Source organism: Mucilaginibacter sp. PPCGB 2223, assembly GCF_001705515.1.
Taxonomy (GTDB): domain Bacteria; phylum Bacteroidota; class Bacteroidia; order Sphingobacteriales; family Sphingobacteriaceae; genus Mucilaginibacter.
Genome location: NZ_MDJS01000004.1, coordinates 345,447 through 365,822, shown reverse-complemented (window position 1 = coordinate 365,822; position 20,376 = coordinate 345,447). Strand labels below are relative to the sequence as shown.

The 20,376-nt window shown below is 45.2% G+C and carries 18 protein-coding genes; 13 read left to right on the top strand and 5 right to left on the bottom strand.

Going from position 1 to position 20,376, the window contains the following annotated elements; all coding sequences use genetic code 11:
- The first annotated feature begins 13 nt into the window (after positions 1-13).
- The 3 genes from BEL04_RS19980 (at position 14) to BEL04_RS19970 (ending at position 3,680) form a co-directional block, all read left to right on the top strand.
- Complete coding sequence (locus tag BEL04_RS19980; protein WP_066006808.1) at positions 14-1,444, top strand: hypothetical protein; 1,431 nt, start codon at positions 14-16, stop codon at positions 1,442-1,444.
- Between the two features lie 151 nt (positions 1,445-1,595).
- A complete protein-coding gene (locus BEL04_RS19975; protein WP_066006806.1) occupies positions 1,596-2,147 on the top strand; it encodes a histidine phosphatase family protein in 552 nt (183 codons plus the stop codon).
- A gap of 162 nt (positions 2,148-2,309) precedes the next feature.
- Positions 2,310-3,680 carry a histidine-type phosphatase gene (locus tag BEL04_RS19970; RefSeq protein ID WP_066006804.1) on the top strand — a complete coding sequence of 457 codons (1,371 nt, stop codon included), beginning with the start codon at positions 2,310-2,312 and terminating at the stop codon, positions 3,678-3,680.
- A gap of 61 nt (positions 3,681-3,741) precedes the next feature.
- Here BEL04_RS19970 and BEL04_RS19965 read toward each other — a convergent pair whose 3' ends face one another.
- Positions 3,742-4,617 (bottom strand): T9SS type A sorting domain-containing protein, encoded by an 876-nt coding sequence (locus BEL04_RS19965; protein ID WP_066006802.1) that lies wholly within the window; start codon positions 4,615-4,617, stop codon positions 3,742-3,744.
- Positions 4,618-4,752: 135 nt separating this feature from the next.
- On the opposite strand from BEL04_RS19965, the gene BEL04_RS19960 reads away from it, so the two are divergent.
- Positions 4,753-6,627 (top strand): sensor histidine kinase KdpD, encoded by a 1,875-nt coding sequence (locus BEL04_RS19960; protein ID WP_066006796.1) that lies wholly within the window; start codon positions 4,753-4,755, stop codon positions 6,625-6,627.
- 9 nt (positions 6,628-6,636) lie between these two features.
- The gene (locus BEL04_RS19955) at positions 6,637-7,329 is read left to right on the top strand and encodes a response regulator transcription factor (protein WP_066006794.1); all 693 of its coding nucleotides are present in this window, start codon (positions 6,637-6,639) and stop codon (positions 7,327-7,329) included.
- Positions 7,330-7,345: 16 nt separating this feature from the next.
- On the opposite strand, the gene BEL04_RS19950 is transcribed toward BEL04_RS19955, so the two are convergent.
- The 3 genes from BEL04_RS19950 to BEL04_RS19940 all read right to left on the bottom strand — a co-directional run bounded on the left by BEL04_RS19950 (position 7,346) and on the right by BEL04_RS19940 (position 11,326).
- Entirely contained in the window at positions 7,346-7,822 is a 477-nt protein-coding gene (locus tag BEL04_RS19950; protein WP_066006791.1) for a hypothetical protein, read from the bottom strand.
- Positions 7,823-8,128: 306 nt separating this feature from the next.
- On the bottom strand, positions 8,129-9,775 hold the full coding sequence (locus BEL04_RS19945) for a S8 family serine peptidase (protein ID WP_066006790.1): 1,647 nt from the start codon (positions 9,773-9,775) through the stop codon (positions 8,129-8,131).
- 9 nt (positions 9,776-9,784) lie between these two features.
- Positions 9,785-11,326, bottom strand: a complete 1,542-nt coding sequence (locus tag BEL04_RS19940; RefSeq protein WP_066006788.1) for an aldehyde dehydrogenase family protein — start codon at positions 11,324-11,326, stop codon at positions 9,785-9,787.
- Between the two features lie 239 nt (positions 11,327-11,565).
- Here BEL04_RS19940 and BEL04_RS19935 point away from each other — a divergent pair, with 239 nt between their 5' ends.
- The 8 genes from BEL04_RS19935 to BEL04_RS19900 all read left to right on the top strand — a co-directional run bounded on the left by BEL04_RS19935 (position 11,566) and on the right by BEL04_RS19900 (position 18,119).
- The gene (locus BEL04_RS19935; RefSeq protein WP_066006786.1) at positions 11,566-12,969 is read left to right on the top strand and encodes a lipopolysaccharide assembly protein LapB; all 1,404 of its coding nucleotides are present in this window, start codon (positions 11,566-11,568) and stop codon (positions 12,967-12,969) included.
- 110 nt (positions 12,970-13,079) lie between these two features.
- Positions 13,080-13,841 (top strand): phosphosulfolactate synthase, encoded by a 762-nt coding sequence (locus BEL04_RS19930; protein WP_066006785.1) that lies wholly within the window; start codon positions 13,080-13,082, stop codon positions 13,839-13,841.
- Between the two features lie 189 nt (positions 13,842-14,030).
- Positions 14,031-14,831 carry a shikimate dehydrogenase gene (locus BEL04_RS19925; protein ID WP_066006784.1) on the top strand — a complete coding sequence of 267 codons (801 nt, stop codon included), beginning with the start codon at positions 14,031-14,033 and terminating at the stop codon, positions 14,829-14,831.
- Positions 14,828-15,412, top strand: coding sequence for a gliding motility lipoprotein GldD (locus tag BEL04_RS19920; protein WP_066006783.1), 585 nt, complete (start codon positions 14,828-14,830; stop codon positions 15,410-15,412). Before BEL04_RS19925 ends, BEL04_RS19920 begins: the two co-directional genes overlap by 4 nt.
- A 112-nt stretch (positions 15,413-15,524) precedes the next feature.
- Entirely contained in the window at positions 15,525-16,163 is a 639-nt protein-coding gene (locus tag BEL04_RS19915; protein ID WP_066006782.1) for an MBL fold metallo-hydrolase, read from the top strand.
- Between the two features lie 6 nt (positions 16,164-16,169).
- The gene (locus BEL04_RS19910; protein ID WP_066006780.1) at positions 16,170-17,402 is read left to right on the top strand and encodes an ABC transporter permease; all 1,233 of its coding nucleotides are present in this window, start codon (positions 16,170-16,172) and stop codon (positions 17,400-17,402) included.
- Positions 17,403-17,462: 60 nt separating this feature from the next.
- Positions 17,463-17,756, top strand: a complete 294-nt coding sequence (locus tag BEL04_RS19905) for a type II toxin-antitoxin system HigB family toxin (protein WP_066006778.1) — start codon at positions 17,463-17,465, stop codon at positions 17,754-17,756.
- 6 nt (positions 17,757-17,762) lie between these two features.
- Positions 17,763-18,119 carry a type II toxin-antitoxin system HigA family antitoxin gene (locus BEL04_RS19900; RefSeq protein WP_066006776.1) on the top strand — a complete coding sequence of 119 codons (357 nt, stop codon included), beginning with the start codon at positions 17,763-17,765 and terminating at the stop codon, positions 18,117-18,119.
- Here the strand turns inward: BEL04_RS19900 and BEL04_RS19895 are convergent.
- Positions 18,116-20,374, bottom strand: a complete 2,259-nt coding sequence (locus tag BEL04_RS19895; RefSeq protein ID WP_066006774.1) for a transglycosylase domain-containing protein — start codon at positions 20,372-20,374, stop codon at positions 18,116-18,118. The two genes, BEL04_RS19900 and BEL04_RS19895, sit on opposite strands and share 4 nt — an antisense overlap.
- Positions 20,375-20,376 lie beyond the last annotated feature (2 nt).

Genomic DNA, 20,376 nt, shown 5'->3' with positions numbered 1-20,376 from the left:
AAATCAAAAACACATGAAAAAGATATATTTCAGCATTATTGCCTTAGCGATAGCAGCGGTTACAGGCTGTAAAAAATGGAGCACCGAGCATACGGATGTTTATACTTATACGCCGCCTGCCGCAAGCCCGGTTAGCGATAAAGCACCACTGTCGTGCAGTGGTTCGGGCAGCACGGTGGTTTCGGTAAAGGGTACCATGCTTTCGGGCAAAACCTATACTGTTGAAGATGGCTGCGACCTGGTGATCAACGCAACAGACACCTTGTTGATGCAGCCTGGTGTTACCCTTAAAATGGGCGCTAATACAAGTTTGATAGCTTTAGGTACCCTGGTAAGTAACGGTTCGAAAGATTTTCCGAATTACATCGGCCCTGCAACAACTGTTACCAAGAGCGATGCCCCCGGCTCGGTTTCGCCGTCGGCCGATCCTGCTTACTCAGGTAAATGGAAAGGCATTATCGGCGGCCCGACCTGTAACCTGATGGTGTTGCGCTGGACACACGTTGAATTTGCCGGCGGTACCGAAGGTGCCGCTACCTCAAAAATTGCCGGTTCGGGTGCGGGTAATCAGTACAGCATTTTGTTTGCCAACTATAACGGTAGCTATATTATGGAAGATTCGTGGTTATATGGCGGTGTCGATGATCCTATCCGTATCTCGGCAGGTAAGGTGGCTTTCTTCCGTAACACTTTCGAAAAAAATGGCGCCGTAGGCGGCGATTGTATCAATGTTAAAGGTGGTACTGTAGGCACTATGGCTTATAACCTGTTTATCGGTACGGCCACCAATGGTCAAAAAGCTTCGAACAAGGGCCAGGCAACCGGCGCGCCGCAAACCAATATCGTGATGTACAACAACACCTTTATTTCGGGTGGTTACCGCCAAACACAAAGTGGCCGCGGCGGCTGTATCAATTACGAAGAAGGCGCCAAAGGTATGTACTACAACAACGTAGCTGTTAACTGCAAATTTGGTTACCGTGTGGTGGGCAACCCGGTTGCGGATGTGGCCAATATGTTTTATGGCAATAACTTTCAGTATGGCGATTCGGTTGCGGTAACCAACCAGTTTTATCCCGTAGGTTATATCACTCAGCCGCAAACTACCGATATACCGTCGATCACATCAACATCAAAATACCTGCCTTCGGGTTATGTTTTAGGCCAGATATACGACGGTACCGATGTGGTAGGAAAAAACAACCCGCAGTTCTTAAACTTCACGTTGCCGGTGCCTGCAGGCATTTCCATGTCGGCATACAGTGCGGTAGGTACATTTAACTTCAGGCTGAAAGCTTCTTCGCCGCTGATTGGCAAAGGCAAAACTGATTTCCAGCCGCTGATCGTTGTGCCTAAAGATCCTATCTACGGTTTGTCGGATGCAACGCCTCCGGGCGCCGACCTGGGTTGTTACCAGTTAAGTGGCATAGGTAACCAGCACTAATTACCAATCTTAATACTAATGTTTTCAAATGCATCGCTTTTAAGGCGGTGCATTTTTTAGTTTGCTGTACAGGCGATCCCAATAAACCCAAATCAATCCAGTATTGATGATTATATATGCTTCCGAAAGATGTATCTTTAATCCTATAAAAATGAAAAAAGCGCTCTTGTATGTACTTTGCTTAGTTGTTTGTTTTATAACAGCACATACAACTTTTGCCCAATCCGAAAATTTAAAACTTGTTTTTATCCGCCATGCCGAAAAACCGCTGAAAGGCAGCAATTTAACCTGCCAGGGTTTAAACCGCTCGCTGCAGCTACCGGCTGTACTGGTCAAAAAATTTGGTGTACCCGATTACCTGATGGTTCCGCAACTGGGCCTGGGCGATACCACCAAACATTCGCGCATGTTTCAAACCATTGCGCCCCTGGCTATACAATATAACTTGGCGATAGCGACAACACACAAGGAAAAAGACTTTGACCAGATAGCTGCTGACCTGAAAGCACACAAGGGTACCATTATCATTACCTGGGAGCATAAAGCCATACCAGGTATTGTGAAAGCATTGGGAATTGCCGAAACACTTAACTGGCCCGATGATGATTACGATAGTATCTGGATTGTTACTTTTAAAAATGGCCTGCCGCAACTGATAAAAGATAAGGAAGGGCTGCATCCATCGGCTAATTGCCCGATATAAGCAGCAAAAGATGGTAATCGGGATAACACTTATTTAATCGCAGCTTATAAGGAGATAAAGACTAATTATTTATTTTTGGTGAGCAAACCTTTACACGGGTAATAAAGTATATACCAATATGTATATTAAAACCGTTATCAGTCAACAACCACACCACATTAAATGAATAAGAAACAGCTTTATCTTTCCTTGTTTTCTTTACTGATCTTCGCCAATGTTACCATGGCCCAGGAAACCGACTGCTCACTCGAATACTGGGGCAGCCATACACAGTATTTACCTCAAAACTTTACTGTCACTTCGACACCCCCCGATTACAAACCGGTATTTATCAATTTTATCGGTCGCAATGGTGCAGAACACCTGGTAAAAGACATTTCAACAACATTTGTATTTGCGTTACTGCAAAAAGCCGATAGCGCACATGCATTAAAAGTTGATGGCCGCAAGCTGCGTAAAATGCTGCTTACTTTGCAAACGATCGAAAAAGATAAGCTCGACAGGATCTCCCTTTCGGGTGCTATCGAAGAGAAAGGTATAGGTACCCGCATGCTGGCGCTTTACGGAAACGTATTTGCACAAAAAAAATGTGTTGAAGTCGCGGCAATCAATGAGGACCGGATGAAGCAAAGCGCTGAAGCTTTATTAGGTGGCTTAAGGCATACCCTTGACGAGCCGAACTGCGATAAGCCAAGTTATAACGATGATGATAACCTGAACCCTTTTGCCACGGCACCATCATTGGTCGAAATGATGAAAACAGGCGATTGGAAAGACAACGTGGATAACATCCGCGATCAGAAAAAGCCCGAAAACTTTAACATCAGGTTTTTAACCAGGTTTTTTGAACAAAGTTTTTTTGATAAGATAGAGGAAGCTGATCAAAACCGCTTTATTACCGATTTGTATAAAGCGAGTACGGTGATCAACTCTATCCACCGCGAAATTATTAATGCGGGTTTTACGCTCGAGCAGCTGGATATCCGCTCGTTTTTTACCTGCTCCGAACTCGCCCTGTTCAATACCCTTAACTCGGCCGAAGAATATTACAAGGCCGGCCCCGGTGGCGATCATTCGGGCATCCAGGTACGTGCCACTGTACCCCTGCTGGTTAATTTTATCAATACTACCGATGCATACCTGATAAGCCCTAACGTTGCTGCCGATATCAGGATAACCAATGCCGAAACGCTTACCTCATTTGCGGCCTTGTTAGGTATAAAAGGAGCGAGTAAAGAAAGCGCAGATATCTTCAAATTCGAGAAGATTTGGAAGTCAGAAGAAGTTATACCGTTGAGCGCCAACATTCAATTTATCTTATATAAAGGCCAGACCCCCGATAACCAGCGCGACTATCTGATAAAGTTTTTGTTGAACGAGAAAGAAGTGGCTATAGAAGGGTTAAAAACAAATAACTTCCCGTATTATAAATGGGAAGATGTTAAAACCTTCTATACCAAAAAGCTGAACGATGAATGGGACGTTGAAAAGTTGAGTGATAATATGCACAACTATTTGATGAACCTGAAATAAAAACAAAAAAGGCTCACGATTTTCCGCGAGCCTTTTTTATAATCAAGGAGATTGGATATACTTACTCTTCTTTGGCTATCCTGCGCAGGGCTACTTTTCCGGCTTGTTTAACCTGCAGATAGTAAACGCCATTTTTGGGTAAGGCAAAGCTTTTGCTAAACTCGTTTCCGGTTATCTTTTCTGTCCATAATACATTACCTTCGCTATCTTTAAATTGTACTTCGGCACCTTTGGCAGGCAGGTTAAAGATCAGTGTGGTTTTACCTGTCGAAAACGATGGCACAATGCTCAGATCCTGGATATTCAGATCGGCTTTTTCTGCTCCGCTTATCTTTTTAATTTTCTCGGCGCTTGCATCGCTTACATTAAAGTTGATATGTGTATTGATGCCATCGTTATCAGTATTTGAGTAGCTGAACGATTGCGAATTTTTGCGGCCGCCGGATAGAAAAACAGAGCTTAAGCCGCGCCCGTTGGCCAGTACCGAAGTGCGTAACTTTGATCCGGCGAGGGTTTTAAAGTCGCTTTTTATAACATTATCGGCTATGATCATTCCCCTGTCGGCTGTGTCAATAGAAAGGTTGTATGCTGTCATAGGTGGCATTGGGGGGATATCGCCAACGGTTATGCCATTACCATATACATAAACCTTACTGGTGCCGTCTTTTTGTTTTAGTGTAATCATATTATCGCCGCTATCTTTTGTGGTAAAGCTGATGCGGTCGTTAAGTTCGTTTAGTTTCTTAAGGGCATCTGTTCTGTCTGCTGCCGAAAGGTCTTTAATGTTTTTACCGTTTACAATAGTGTCTTTGTTATTGATGCTGACACTGAATTCTTTATGATCCTGTGCTTTTACGAATAATGGCAACGACAGAATTATCATTACGCCAGCGGCGAATGTTAGTTCTAAAATTGGCGGAATATTGTTTTTTTTCATGACATATTGGGTTTGATGGAGTTGAAAACTAAAAACTAAGTTAATAGATTTACTCATTGGTTTTTGTTAAACGATATGTTAAATAATGTTAAAGCAAATTTGTATTAGCCTATTGTTCAATATTTTTGTAGCTGTATGAAACGTAAAAGCATAATTATCATAACCGGGTTGATGGCCTTGGCCCTGCTTGGGGTGATAGCTATGCAGTTTTATTTCCTGCGGCAATCGTACCGTTTACAATCCGATCTTTTCGACCGCGACGTTAAGGCTGCGCTTAACGATGTAGTGACCACTGTAACCAAACAGGATGCCAATAACTTTCTGATTCAGAAAGCCAGGCTTACAAGCAAAAAGGATACCGCCGGTTCTGTGCATAGGAAAAAGGATGTCTATCTCAGAGCCGTCACAATAAATAAAATCGGTTCTAACGAATTGACAGATGATGGTTTGGTGCACATGCCTACGCCTAAAACCGATCCTGCACATAGCGCACGTATAGCCAAACTACGCGATAGCGTTAGCCATATGCTGGCACGAAGCAAACTGGAGCAGGAAGTTGAAGATGTAAGCAAAGCCATCAGTATACAAAGCCATATCGAAGAAAATGAGTATGGCCAGGTGGAGCAATACCTTACTATTACTCCGCAAAGTAATTACAGTATGATGGCCAAACGCGCCAAAATGCTGCAAAAGGCCAAAGAGATCAAATATCTCGATACCACGCGCTATACTTATATCGATCCTCAGTTCGGCCCCCAGGTGGTATCGGTACCCAGGCTGAATCCGTTATGGGTACAGGAGCAGCGCCGAAAAGAAAACGAGCAGCATATTAAACAGCTCCGCAGATTATTACAGCAGGAAAGTGCCGTTGATATGCCCAAAATGCAAAAGAGCCAGCAGAATGTGATTGAAAAACTGGCGCTGGAATATTCGCGTAAAGATGAACCTTTGAAAGATCGCATTAACCAATTATGGATAGATACCTTGCTGCGGTCCGAGCTGAACGACCATGGTATATCTTTACCTTTTAGCTACGAAGTAACCGAGGCGCACAACGATTCGGTGATCTTTTCGAAAGCGCTTGATATCGACGGCCAGAAACCGACCTTTATCCCCGCCAATACGTATCATACTTCCATATTCGGTAAGGATGTGATCAATGATCCCGGCGAGCTGAAGGTGTATTTCCCGCAAAAAAATTCGTTGATATTAAGCCAGATGGGCGGTGCCATGGCCACTACAGGCGGCTTGTTGCTTTTCTTTATCTTTTGCTTCGGTTTTATTATTTACTCGATATTGCGGCAGAAAAAGATATCGGAGATGAAAACCGATTTCATCAATAACATGACCCACGAGTTTAAAACCCCGGTGTCGACCATTATGATAGCCAGCGAGGCCCTGCGCGATGCCGAGATAGCCGAAGATAAAAACCGGGTATCTAAACTTGCCAATATTATTTACGAAGAAAATGTACGTTTGGGCAGCCATATCGAACGGGTATTGAACATCGCCCGTATCGAAAAAAACGACTTTAAGCTCGATATCAAAAAGATAGAGATTAACGAACTGATAGCCGCCGTTTTGGATAGTATGGCTTTAAAACTGCAGAAGCATAGCGCTAAGCTCGATCTTAACCTGAGCGATGAAGAGTTGTTTATTAAAGCCGATGAACTGCATTTTTCGAACGTGATTTACAACCTGATTGATAATGCGATCAAATACAGCCGCGAAGCGCCTGAGATCACGATTACTACGACCGTTAACCGCCATAACCAGGCGGTAATAAAAGTGGCCGACAAAGGCATTGGCATGAGCAGCGATCAGCAAAGTAAAATATTTGAGCAGTTTTATCGTATACCTACCGGTAACCTGCACGATGTTAAAGGCTTTGGACTGGGGCTAAGTTATGTGAACACCATCGTAAAAAGGCTGAATGGCACAATTGGTGTACGATCTGAAAAAGAAAAAGGCTCGGAGTTCGAATTAAAGTTCGATCTGGTCGACCCCTGAAAATAATAGATGATGAAAATATTACTCGTTGAAGATGATCCGAACCTGGGCCTGCTTTTGCAGGACTACCTGCAGCTGAAGGGCAAGTTTGAAGTTGTACTTTGTAAAGACGGCGATGAGGGCCTTAAAGCTTTCACCAAACAACAGTTCGATCTGCTGATACTGGATGTGATGATGCCAAAAAAGGACGGTTTTACCCTGGGTAAGGAGATCAGGAAGATCAACCCAACCGTGCCTATCATTTTTGCTACGGCCAAAAGTATGATTGAGGATAAAACCCAGGCCTTCAACCTTGGCGGCGATGACTATATTACCAAGCCTTTCCGTATTGAGGAACTCTTATTGCGCATCAACGCCCTGCTAAAACGCGTAAACGATAGCGGGAAGGATAATGCCGAGAAACAAACACATTTTAAGATCGGCAAATACGAGTTTGATTATACCACCCAGATGATCTTCGACGGCGACCAGAAACAAAAGCTGTCGACCAAGGAAGCCGAATTGCTGCGCTTGCTTTGCCTGAAGCAAAACGAAGTGCTCACCCGCGAAGAAGCCCTGCTCAACATCTGGCACGATGATAACTATTTTAACGGCCGCAGTATGGATGTGTTTTTAAGCAAGATACGCAAATACCTCAAGGACGATTCGAAAGTCGAGATCATCAACGTGCACGGCAAGGGGTATAAACTGTTGGTGAATTAAAAGAGGCTGCTATTTTTTAACGCTTGCTTTTCCTTGACTTGGAAAATACGAATATCGTGGCAATGTCGGCTACTATTGCCCATAGTAAAAGCCATTTATAAAAAAGTTTGCCTTGCGAAATAGTCATTATTTCATTCCCGTCAACTGTAACGCTGTAAACATTGTAGGTTAAGTCGTCCAACTCGTAATCCCCATCTTTATCATACAATATGGTAATGCGTTTGCCAACAACTGTGTGATGAGATAAATAGTCAAACGCCGCCACTTTGTTATCCTTCACCCCAAATCTCATGTTGCTGTGATCTATAGCTATAATAATAGCATAAAATGGAATTCTGCCTCCGCGATGATATGAATCCTGGCCGCTTACTATGCCACTTATCTTAGTAAGGCTACTTTCATTTTTTAACAATGCACTAATTACTACATAGTGCACTACTGCCAAAAAGACCACCAAGCCTATTTTAGAAAATATTCTTTTAACTTTATTCATTACAGCCTGTTGATGTTAGGAACTATTTCAACTCTATGTCCATTCAAGCGTCCCCGCTCACGAACAAAGGCGCTTTGATTGCTAATCTCGCAATCACCACACTAAAACAGGGGGGAAATAGTAAGAAATTTTTACGACCGCTACAGTTTCCGTCAACAAATTTGCATTCACATAAACCTCGCGACTTCGTTCAATATACGCATTTTTTGCCAGAATTGCAACGGACTGAATTAACGTGCAGCTAAGATTTGACAACTTTTTAAAAGTTGTCAAATCTGCTATTCCCTATCTTCCGGGCTAATCACCCTACTTCAACTCTCCCTTGGTCTTCGCCGCGATCAACAACGCCTGGTACGCATTGATAATCCCGCCGGTTTTCGAAAGCGTCGAAAAATCAACCTTTTCGCTGGTGCTCCCCGGTTTATACACCATGGTGCCGGTGAGCGGCTTAGCCGATGCCAGGATGATCTGTTTAACCTGGCGTGCGCTCAGGTGCGGATAATATTCGAGTATCAGAGCGGCCAGCCCTGCGGTTATCGGCGAGGCAAAGCTCGTACCATCGGCAGTATTGAACTCCGCGTCCATATCAATCGAGGTTACTTTTACACCCGGCGCGAATACATCCACATTTTTTTTGCCATAGTTGCTAAAAGTACCGGCCAGTTTTTCGTCGGTGTTTTTAGCAGCCGAAGCCCCTACCGAAATTACATTGGCTGCATCCGTTCCCGAGCCATCGGCAAAAATATCGTTAGGGTATTCGGGGTTGGTATCCATATCCTGGTTTTCGTTGCCTGCGGCCTGTACCAGCAAAACGTTTTTCGATGCGGCATATTTAAAAGCCGCGTCAACCCAATCCTTATGCGGCGATATGCGTTTGCCAAAGCTCATGTTGATGACCTGCGCGCCATGATTAACCGCGAACATAATCGCGTTTGCAATGTCCTTATCGTATTCATCGCCGTTGGGCACGGCTTTGATGGCCATTATCCGTACGTTATCGGCAACACCGTCGATACCGTAACCGTTACCGCGTTTAGCGCCTATTAAACCCGCAACCCCGGTGCCATGCGAAGCGTCTTCATATTTTACGATGTTATTACCGTAATGCGGGTTGCTGTTATCGTTCGGGTCATCCCCGATAATATTTTTACGGGTATCCAGGTCGGGGTTAATATCATTATTGGCCTTGGTCATTTCCTCGGTACAGTCCCTGATGATCTTGCTGCTGTTACTCGCCGGGTCCTGCTGCATCACGATCTTCCAGAACTCCACACTTTGCTTCAGCGTATCATTAGCGACAGGCAGTTTATCCAGGTCGGCTAAAGTAAACGCGCCATCGGCCGGCAGGTGCAGGCCTTTTTTGATCAAACCGCTGGTAGCCATCAGGGCATTCACCAATGGCACAAGCTGCCTGTAATCATTTTGCGATGCCGCCACGGTCGAGTCGCGGGTTGCTTTTACCTTTTTCCAGTACTCGTACTCTTTTTTATCGGTAGCCGTAGCATAGGTCACGTTCTCGTATTTGCCTTTCAGGCGGGCATACTCGCGCACCTCTTCGGTAGTTTCGTTAAAATCGCACTTACCGTTCGGCCCGCCCAAAAAGTTCCAGCCGTGCACATCGTCAACATAACCGTCGTGATCATCGTCGATGCCGTTTCCGGGTATTTCTTTGGGGTTGGTCCATAAAATACCCTGCAGGTCTTTTTGAAGCGTGTCTACGCCGCTGTCTATCGTTGCAACCAGCACGGTTTTACTTTTTTTCCCTTTGAGCAACTGATAAGCTTTGATGAGACTGATGCCATAGTAGCCATCGGTTTTTAAATCGAGCTGGTGCCAGTTTTTTGGTGGTGCGGGCTCGCCTACGGTAACGCTTACCTGAGCCTTAACTTCGATATTGAATAACAAGGCTCCACACAATGTAAAGCCCAATAGTTTTTTAGAAAATTCAGACATTAAGATATATTATAGATCAAATTTAATTCCTTGTGCCAATGGCAGCTCGCTCGAGTAGTTTATGGTATTGGTTTGCCTCCGCATGTAAACCTTCCAGGCATCCGAGCCCGACTCGCGCCCGCCGCCCGTTTCTTTTTCGCCGCCAAATGCGCCGCCGATCTCGGCGCCCGAAGTGCCGATGTTCACATTCGCAATACCGCAGTCAGACCCGGCGCCTGATAAGAACGCTTCGGCCTCGCGTAAATTGTTTGTCATTATGGCAGATGACAGGCCCTGCGGCACGCCATTTTGCAGCTCAATGGCCTGTTCGATAGTTTTATATTTAATTAGATATAAGATGGGGGCAAATGTTTCGTGCTGCACAACAGGGTAGTGGTTCTCAACCTCGGCGATGCATGGCTTAACGTAGCAGCCCGATTCGTAACCGGCGCCTTCTAAAACACCGCCTTCAACAATAAAGCTGCCGCCTTGTGCTTTGCAGTCTTCAATCGATTTTAAATAAAGGCTCACCGCAGCTTTATCGATAAGCGGGCCTACGTGGTTGTGTTCATCCAGCGGGTTACCAATGCGTAACTGTTTGTAGGCGCTAACCAGCTTTTGTTTAAAGGCATCGTATATACTTTCGTGGATGATTAACCTGCGGGTTGTGGTACAGCGCTGCCCGGCTGTGCCCACTGCGCCAAAAACTGCGCCGGTGAGCGCAATGTTCAGGTCAGCATTTTCGCTGATGATGATGGCGTTGTTGCCGCCAAGTTCCAGCAAACTGCGGCCCAAACGTGCGGCTACAGCCACGCTTACCGCTTTACCCATGCGGGTGCTGCCCGTAGCCGAGACTAAAGGTATGCGGTGGTCGTTAGCCATCAGCTCGCCTATCTCGCGATCGCCGATAACCAGGCACGATACACCTTCGGGAACATTATTTTGTTTAAATACGCTTTGCGCGATATGCTGGCAGGCGATAGCCGTCAATGGTGTTTTTTCGGAAGGCTTCCATACACACACGTCGCCACAAACCCAGGCCAGTGCGGCATTCCAGCTCCAAACCGCTACCGGGAAGTTAAATGCAGATATGATCCCTACAATGCCCAGCGGGTGATATTGCTCGTACATGCGGTGGCGCGGGCGCTCGCTGTTCATGGTCAGCCCGTAAAGCTGCCGGCTTAAACCAACGGCAAAATCGCAAATATCGATCATCTCCTGTACCTCGCCTTTACCTTCCTGCAGGCTTTTACCCATTTCGTACGATACCAGCCAGCCCAGGTCATCCTTATGCCTGCGCAATGCCTCGCCAATCTGTCGTACAATCTCTCCGCGTTTTGGTGCGGGTGCGTTACGCCAGGTTTTAAATGCATCGGCAGCTTTGGCCACGGTTTGGTTATAGTTATCGTTGGTAGCCATCGTTGCATCGGCTATAGCTAAGCCATCAACCGGCGAATAAATGGTTCGCACCTCGGCCCCATCGCTGCTGCCCCAAATTTGCCCGGTACTAAAAGCATGGTTTACAGCGTTTATATTTAAATTAAGTAGAATTTGATGCTTATCGTTATTCATAGTAAACAGTGGTTTGTCAAAGGTAAAAAATTTATTGTCCGCGCTTTAAGCCTTTGCATTTCTCCCGAAAAAATTCATCTTTACAATCAATCAGTTACAGCTGGTTTTGTTTAAAATGGGGAAATGTGGAAAAGTAAATTTAATACGCGGGGTTTTTATCGGTAATTTAACTGTAACAAAAAGTCTTGGCACAACTATTGAATTAACAAGCTAAGCAGAAGTTCTGCAACAAAAACTGAATGGAAGAAGAATTTGAATTTGGTTTTACCGAAGACCCCCAATTTTCGGTAGAGCGATACGAAGAGATGATCCGTAACCACGATCAGTACTTTTTTGATGCACAGGCGTTTGAGAACATCATCGATTACTACATCGAAAAGAACGATCCGGTTAAGGCCCTGCAAGTAGTTGAATATGCCCGCGCCCAACACCCTTTTGCTTCTGTTTTCCTCATCAAGCAAGCGCAGCTGTTTGTCGTGACCAACCGAATAGGCGATGCTTTTGCGTCGCTCGAACTGGCCGAAACCCTGGAAGCGTCAGAGGCAGATATCTATATCATACGCGGCAACCTGTACGAAAGTATCGAACGCTATCCCGAGGCACTCGAAAATTATCATAAGGCCCTCAACATGGCCGAGGAGACCGATGAGATCTTACTGCACATTGCCTACGTTAACCAAAACATGGGCGACTATGAAGAAGCCATCACTTACCTGAAACTTTGCCTCGAACAAAACATGGAAAACCAGGACGCTTTATACGAACTGGCTTTTTGTTATGATGTGATGGATAATCAGGCCGAAAGCGTACAGTTTTACCAGCAATACATCGATAACGAACCTTACAGCTATGCAGCCTGGTATAACCTGGGCAATGCCTATACCAAGCTGGGTTTATTTGAGAAAGCGATCGACGCTTACGATTACGCCATCCTGATCAAGGACAGTTTTGCCTCGGCTTACTTTAATAAAGGCAATGCCCTGGTCAACCTCGATAAATTTGCCGAAGCGATAGAGGTTTACCGCCAGACATTCGAGTACGAACAGCCTAATGCCGATACCTATTGTGCGATAGGCGAGTGCTACGAAAAGCTCGAGCAGATGGACGATGCCCGCGCCTTTTATAAAAAGTCGGTAAAAATGGACCCTAAGCTGGCTGATGCCTGGTTCGGGGTAGGCGTAACGCTCGATTTTGAAGAACGTTATTTCGAAGCGCTGCATTTCTATAAAAAAGCGCTCGACCTGGACATAGCCAATGCCGATTACTGGTTTGCCATTGCCGATGCGCATTATAAGCTTGGCCATTTGGTAGAAGCCGAACACGCTTACGAAAAAGTTGTTGAACTGAACCCATTAGATGCCGATGCCTGGCTGGATTACTCGTCCATTTTATACGAGCAAAAAAACCTGGAAGGCGCTATCGAGATCATTTCGCAGGCGATAAAGAATAATCCCGATTCGGCTGAGCTTTACTATCGCATGGTGGCTTACCTGTTTGCCAAAGGCGATTATAACGAAGCGATTGCTTTTTTAGAGAAAGCACTGATCACCGACCCGGATAAACATTTTATTCTGTTTGACTACCTGCCCCAATTGCAGGAAAACAAAGTGATTATCGAGATCATCAACCGCTATACCAAGTAACCATATTTAACAAATTAATTACATCCGGAGCTTTTAAAGCTTCGGATTTTTTATGAAATTTGCATCGGTTAAAACTTCTGGTTATAGACTATAACAAATTGATATAATAAATGAATTACGAACTGAATAACCTGCCCGACCGTACCTCAAAACCACGTACCAACGGACTGACGATGGTAATGGATAAAGGCTTGAGCTGCCGGCAGGCAGAGGACTTCATCGAGGTTGCACTACCGCATTCTGATATCATAAAACTTGGCTGGGCAACTTCGTTTGTTACGCCAAAGCTCGATGAAAAACTTAAAATATATAAAGATGCCGGTTTGCCAACCTATTTTGGCGGAACGCTCTTTGAGGCTTTTATAGTTCGTAACCAGTTTGACGATTACCGCCGTATACTCGATAGGTACAAAATGGAGTATGCCGAGGTCTCCGATGGTTCGATTACCATCGAGCACGATGTAAAATGCGAATATATCCGCAAACTGAGCAAGCAGATCACCGTGATATCCGAAGTAGGATCGAAAGATGTACAGAAAATATTCGCGCCGTATAAATGGATCAAACTCATGAATGCCGAGATTGAGGCCGGCGCATGGAAGGTAATTGCCGAAGCCCGCGAAAGCGGGAATGTGGGCATCTACCGCGATTCGGGCGAGGTAAGGCAGGGTTTGGTGGATGAGATATTAACCCAGATACCGCAGGAGACGATCATTTGGGAGGCCCCGCAAAAAGCGCAGCAAACCTGGTTCATTAAATTGCTTGGACCCAACGTTAACCTGGGCAACATCGCACCTGCGGACATCATCCCGCTGGAGACTTTGCGACTTGGTTTACGGAGCGATACGTTCGATCATTTCTTAAGTTTGTGATTACACCGATTTTTAAGGCTGATTACACCGATTTGCTTTATTACGGCTTTCTGATTTTAATATCATCTAAACTAATGTAGCTTTGATTTCGTTTATTGCCTGGATATCGGTGCAATCAAAATCAAATCGGCGTAATCCGGCAATAATCGGTGCAATCAACTTTAATCGGTGTAATCACTAAAAACAATAATGAAGCTATACGGACTAATCGGCTATCCGCTTTCGCACTCTTTTTCAAAAAAATACTTCAGTGATATGTTTGAGCGCGAGCATATCGAAGGTCATAAGTACGAACTTTTTCCGCTGGAGCATATTAAAGATCTTCCGGCCCTGTTACAAGCAAACCCAAACCTGTGCGGCCTGAACGTGACCGTTCCGCACAAAAAAAATGTAATGCATTATCTCGACTGGATCAGCCATGACGCCCGCGAAGTAGGTGCGGTAAACTGCATCCATATCCATGCCGAAAGCCCGGTAATGGCAGCCTTTACCGGCGAGGTGGGTATCGAAGGGCATAATTTCAGACTGGAAGGTTATAATACCGATATCTATGGTTTCGAAACCTCGTTAAAACCATTGCTCAACCATCACCATAAAAAAGCGCTGGTTTTAGGCGACGGCGGCGCGGCCTGCGCGGTTAAATACGTACTGGGCGAATACGGCATCGAATACCGGGTTGTAACCCGTCGCTCATCCGAAACAAGCATTTTGTTTAGTGATCTGACAGCCGGGATAGTCGAAGATCATAAACTGATCGTCAATACAACGCCTTTGGGAACTTACCCCAACGTAGACGAATGTCCGCCCATACCTTACGAAGGCATTACCGATGATCATTTACTGTACGACCTGATCTATAACCCCGATCAAACCTTATTTTTACGAAAAGGCTCGGAAAGGGGAGCGGCTATCAAAAACGGTTACCAGATGCTCGAACTGCAGGCCGACCGCTCCTGGGAGATATGGAACTCAAAAACCAAACACCCATGAGGAACTTGGTTTTTATCGTTTCATGGATATTTCTGTTATCAGCGTGCGGTGGTAATCACGACTATTCGCCTAAACCGAGGGGGTATTTCCGGATACCATTTCCGCCCAAGGCTTATCAAACTTTTGATACTGCCGGCTGCCCGTTTACTTTTTTGTACCCCAAATACGCGCATATCGAACCAGATCACCATAAAGGCGCGAAACCCTGCTGGCTGAATGTAAAATTCCCGCAGTTTAACGGCACATTACATTTAACTTACGAGCATCTGTCGCCAGCAGTAAGACTGGATACCCTTACGGAGCATGCACATAAATACGCCTTTAAAAATACCATCAAGGCTACATCGATCGATGAAGGCGCTATTTATTACCCCGACCGTAAATTGTACGGGATTTATTACACTATCGATGGCAACGCAGCGTCATCGGCCCAGTTTTACTTTACCGACAGCACCAAGAACTACCTGCGTGCCGCATTATACTTTTATAACGAACCGCGCATCGACTCGATACAGCCTGTCCTTAACTTTATTAAAAAGGATATGAATGTGATGATCGGCAGTTTCAGGTGGAAGAAATAGGATAGTGAGTGGTGAGTTGTCAGTAGTAAGTGGTTTTTGACATTACTTATTCGCTACTCACCAGTCATCATTCATTACTGACAACTCACCATAAAAACCTTACTTTTGCTCCATGTTGCAAGTAAAAGCATTCGATAACAACCCTTACCAGGAAAATACTTACCTCGTTTATGAAGAAGGCGGCCAGTGCGCCATCATCGACCCGGGAATGTATACCGCGAGCGAACAAAATGCAGTGGTCAACTTCATCCGCGATCGTAAACTCACGCCGGTAATGCTGCTTAACACACATTGCCATATCGACCATGTGCTGGGTAACAAGTTTATCTTTGATCAGTATGGTTTAAAACCACAGTTCCACAAAGGCGAGCTGGAGATATTGATGGCCGTGCCAGGCTATGCCCCGCAAATGGGTTTCAGGTACGAGGTATCGCCGATACCGGATAACTATCTGCCCGAAACGGGAGAGTTAGCCCTGGGCAGCAGCAAACTCGAGTTGATATTCGCCCCCGGCCATTCACCAGCGCACCTGTGCTTTTATGCGCCCAAAGGGAATTTTTTGATCGGCGGCGATGTGTTATTCCTGGGCAGTATAGGCAGAACTGACTTACCTGGCGGTAATTTCAGACAGCTCATCACCAATATCGAAACCAAGCTGTTTACCCTGCCCGATGATTGCGTGGTTTATCCCGGTCACGGTCCTGAAACCACTATCGGTTTTGAAAAGCAGACTAATCCTTTTTTAACTTAAGGCGGTTTGAACACTTCGGTATATATCGCTAAGCGTTACCTTTTCTCAAGGAAAACAACGCATGCTATCAACATCATCTCGGGCATCTCGATGTTGGGTGTATTTGTGGGCAGTGCAGCGCTGATCATTATATTATCGGTATTTAACGGACTGGAAAAAGTAATCCTGTCGTTATACAACAACTTCACGCCCGAACTGAAGATCGAAGCCAAAAAAGGTAAAACTTTTAACCCTAATACAGTTTACTTTAATCAACTGCGCAAAAATCCGGCGATATTTTCATTTAGCGAAGTGCTGGAGGAGAAAGCTTTGGTGCGCTATGGCGATAAACAGGTGCCTACCACCATTAAAGGTGTAAGCGACGACTTTTTAAAAAACAAAAACCTCGACAGTACTATCCAGATGGGGAGGTTTGTTTTACAGGATGCCAATGGCAAACCGACGGTTGTTATTGGTTCGATGGTGCAAGGCAGCCTGGGTGTTAATATCGAAGATAAATTTGTTCCGCTCGAGATATTTTCGCCGCGGCGTACGGCGGCTGTCAACGCTATCGACCCGACCAGCGATTTCGTGGTGAAATACATTTACTCGTCTGGCGTGTTCAGCATACAGCAGGATTTTGACAACATCATCGTTGCTCCCTTAACTTTTACCCGCGAGTTGCTCGATCAGCCGGTGGAAGTATCTGCTATCGAGATCAATATGGTAAATGGCGCCAGTGCCGACGACCTGCAGCAAGCTGTTAAAGATAAGATCGGCACAGATTTTAATGTACGTAACCGTGCCGAGCAAAATGCTCTATTGTATAAAATTCTTCATTCCGAGAAATGGGCGGTTTACCTCATTCTTACTTTTGTGGTTATTATCGCCACGTTTAACATCGTAGGCTCGTTAACCATGCTGGTGATGGATAAGCGTAAGGATATTGCCATACTGTCAAGCCTGGGCGCCGGACCTAAATTGATACAAGGCATATTTTTTTGCGAGGGTATGCTGATCACGCTGATCGGCTGCATAGGCGGCATGGTGCTTGCACTGATATTTTGCTTGTTACAGGAACACCTGGGCTTTATTAAAATGGGCGGTGGTTATACGGCTACCGATGCGTATCCTATCGCATTAAAACTAACCGACTTTATCCTGGTGTTCTTTACAGTGATGTTGATTTCAGTTATTGCAGCCGGAATCAGCGCCAAAGTAAGCGTTAAGGGGCTGGAAGATATTAAGCAGGAACTGTGAGCAACAGTTAAGTAAAATCAATATTCCCATTTTGGGAACTTTTCGCTATCTTTGTTTTTAATGCGAGTTATTGCTAAGAGTACATTACGCGAATTTTGGCTAAAACATGCCGATTGTGAGCAGGCTTTAAAAGCATGGTATTTAGAAACAGACAAAAGCAATTGGAAACATCCGAATGATATTAAAGTTGAATATCCAAGTGCAAGCATTCTGCCAGATAACCGGGTTGTATTTAATATAAAAGGCAATTCATACAGATTGATCGTTAAAATAAATTATGCGTATCAAATGTGTTGGATTCGGTTTGTTGGTACACATGCCGAATACGATAAAATTGATGCAACAACAATTTAAGAGATTATGAATATTAAACCCATAAAAACAGACCTTGATTACCAACAAGCGTTGCAAAGACTCGAAGTAATTTTTGATGCTTTGCCAGGTACTACTGAAGGAGATGAGTTAGAAATACTGGGAGTTTTGATTGATAATTATGAAAAAGCATATTTCCCCATAGATATGCCAGACCCTATCGAAGCTATCAAGTTTCGGATGGAACAACTTAATTACAGTAACCACGATCTGGAGCAAATAATCGGTTTAAAAAGCCGGGTTAGTGAGATACTCAATAAAAAGCGCAAGCTTAGCATCACCATGATCCGGAAACTGCACACTGCATTGAGTATCCCAACAGATGTCTTAGTACAAGAATATTAAAAACTCAACTTTTTATCCTCTTCTTTTGCCGGGGTTTGCTGGTTTTGTTGCTTATAAGCGTTGCAATCAATAGTAATAGTTAAAGGCGCCTTTGGCGGGTCAAAGTCCACATTCTTTTTAATGCCCAGTTTGGTATCGGCATAAACCTTTTTCATGTATAAAGCAAATATCGGCAGTGCTGTGTTGGCGCCTTCGCCCAGCGATGTTGACCGGAAGTGAAAATCGCGGTCCTCGCAGCCTGTCCAAACGCCGGTAACCAGTTGTGGTGTCATGCCGATAAACCAGCCGTCGGAGTTATCCTGCGGGGTGCCTGTTTTACCGGCAATCGGGTTGGTGAGCCCATAACGGCCACGTAACCGGCTGCCGGTACCGTCTTCAATAACGCCTTTTAACATGTAAGTCATCACGTAAGCGGTTTGCTCGTTCATGGCCTGTACGGTTTTTGGCGTGTGGTTGTACAACACGTTGCCGTTTTTATCTTCGATGCGCAAAATATAGGTAGGCTCTTTCCAGATACCGTGGTTTGCAAATACGCTGTAGGCCCCGGTCATTTCGAACAACGACGCATTGAACGAGCCCAGGCAAATTGAAGGTACAGGAGTAATATCGGTATTGGTAACCCCCATTTTTTTGATAAGCTCCACCACCGGTTCGGGTTTAACTTCGTTCATTACGTAAGCAGTGATCCAGTTTTGCGACCAGGCCAGCGCACCACGCAAAGTCATTACCGGGTCTTTGGTATCCTGCGATGCCGGCGACCATTCCTGCCCATCGTATTTAATCGTAATCGGTACGTTTGGCACCTCCATACAAGGCGAGTAGCCATCCTCTATTGCTACGGCAAATGTAAACGATTTGGCCGTCGAGCCAACCTGGCGGGTACCTATCTTAACATGATCGTACTGAAAGTGTTCGTAGTTGATACCGCCAACCCAGGCTTTAACATAGCCGGTTGTAGGGTCCATGCTCATTACAGCGTTCTGTAAAAGCATTTTGCTGTATAGTACCGAGTCGATAGGTTTCATTACCGTATCGATATTGCCGTGCCAGCTAAAGATGTTCATCTTAACCGGGGTATTAAATGCTTCGTTGATCTCCTCGTCAGATTTGCCGTCGGCTTTCATATCGTTGTACCTGTCCGACCGGTGCACGCCCTCGCTCATCAGCAGCTTATAGTTTTTGATGCTTTTAGCCAGGTTAAAACCTTTCCAGTGATTGTTAAACTGTACCTGTAGTTGCTGCATATACTCGCGCTGCGCTTCTTCGGCATATTGCTGCATGCTGGCGTTGACGGTGGTATAAACTTTTAAGCCATCGCGGTCCAGATCATACGGAACGCCGTTTTTGGTGGTGTTCGATTCTTCCAGTATCTTTTGCACATCGCTTTTAAGCACCTGGCGGAAGTAAGTTGCCAAACCCTCGTTGTGAGCAGTGATATTGAAATTGAGCCCCAGCGGTTTTTTCTGGAAATCGGCTGCCTGCCCGTCGCTCAGAAAGCCGGCCTGTGCCATGCGGTGTAAAACCAGGTTACGGCGGTTAATTGCATTTTCGGGATGGTTAATAGGCGAGTTGGCTCCCGGCGCGTTCAGCATACCGACCAGTAAAGCTGCCTGGTCGGGTGTTAGCTGATCGGGCGTGGTATTGAAATAGGTATGCGCTGCTGCATTGATACCGAAAGTATTATATGCGCCGAAATCGACCGTATTGAAATACATGGTAATGATCTCTTCCTTGGTATAACGGCGTTCAATCTGCACCGAAATGATCCATTCCTGTAGTTTTTGAATGATACGTTTCAGTTTGTTTTTGGCACGGCCCTTGTCCGAAAACAGGTTAAGCGCCAGCTGCTGGGTAATAGTACTGCCGCCTTGTTTTTTGCCGATCATGGTGTAAACCACCCCGCGGAACAAGCCTTCAAAGTCGATACCCGAATGTTCGTAAAAACGCTTGTCTTCGGTGGCAACCAAGGCATGTACAACGTTCGGCGAAAGCTGTTTATAAGTTACCGGCGTACGGTATTGCACAAACCAGGCGCCCAATTGCTTATTATCTTCGGATATGATCTGCGAAGCAAGATTGCTTTTGGGGTTCTCCAGATCGCGGAAGGAAGGCAGTGCGCCAAACACGCCGAACCAGGTCAACACGATCATCAAAATTAAAAACGCGAAAAAGCCGCCAATAACTTTCCATATCACCAGGTTGTATCGTTTGATGTCCTGCGATGTTAACTGATTATCCTTGGTTTTGGTCCACATGT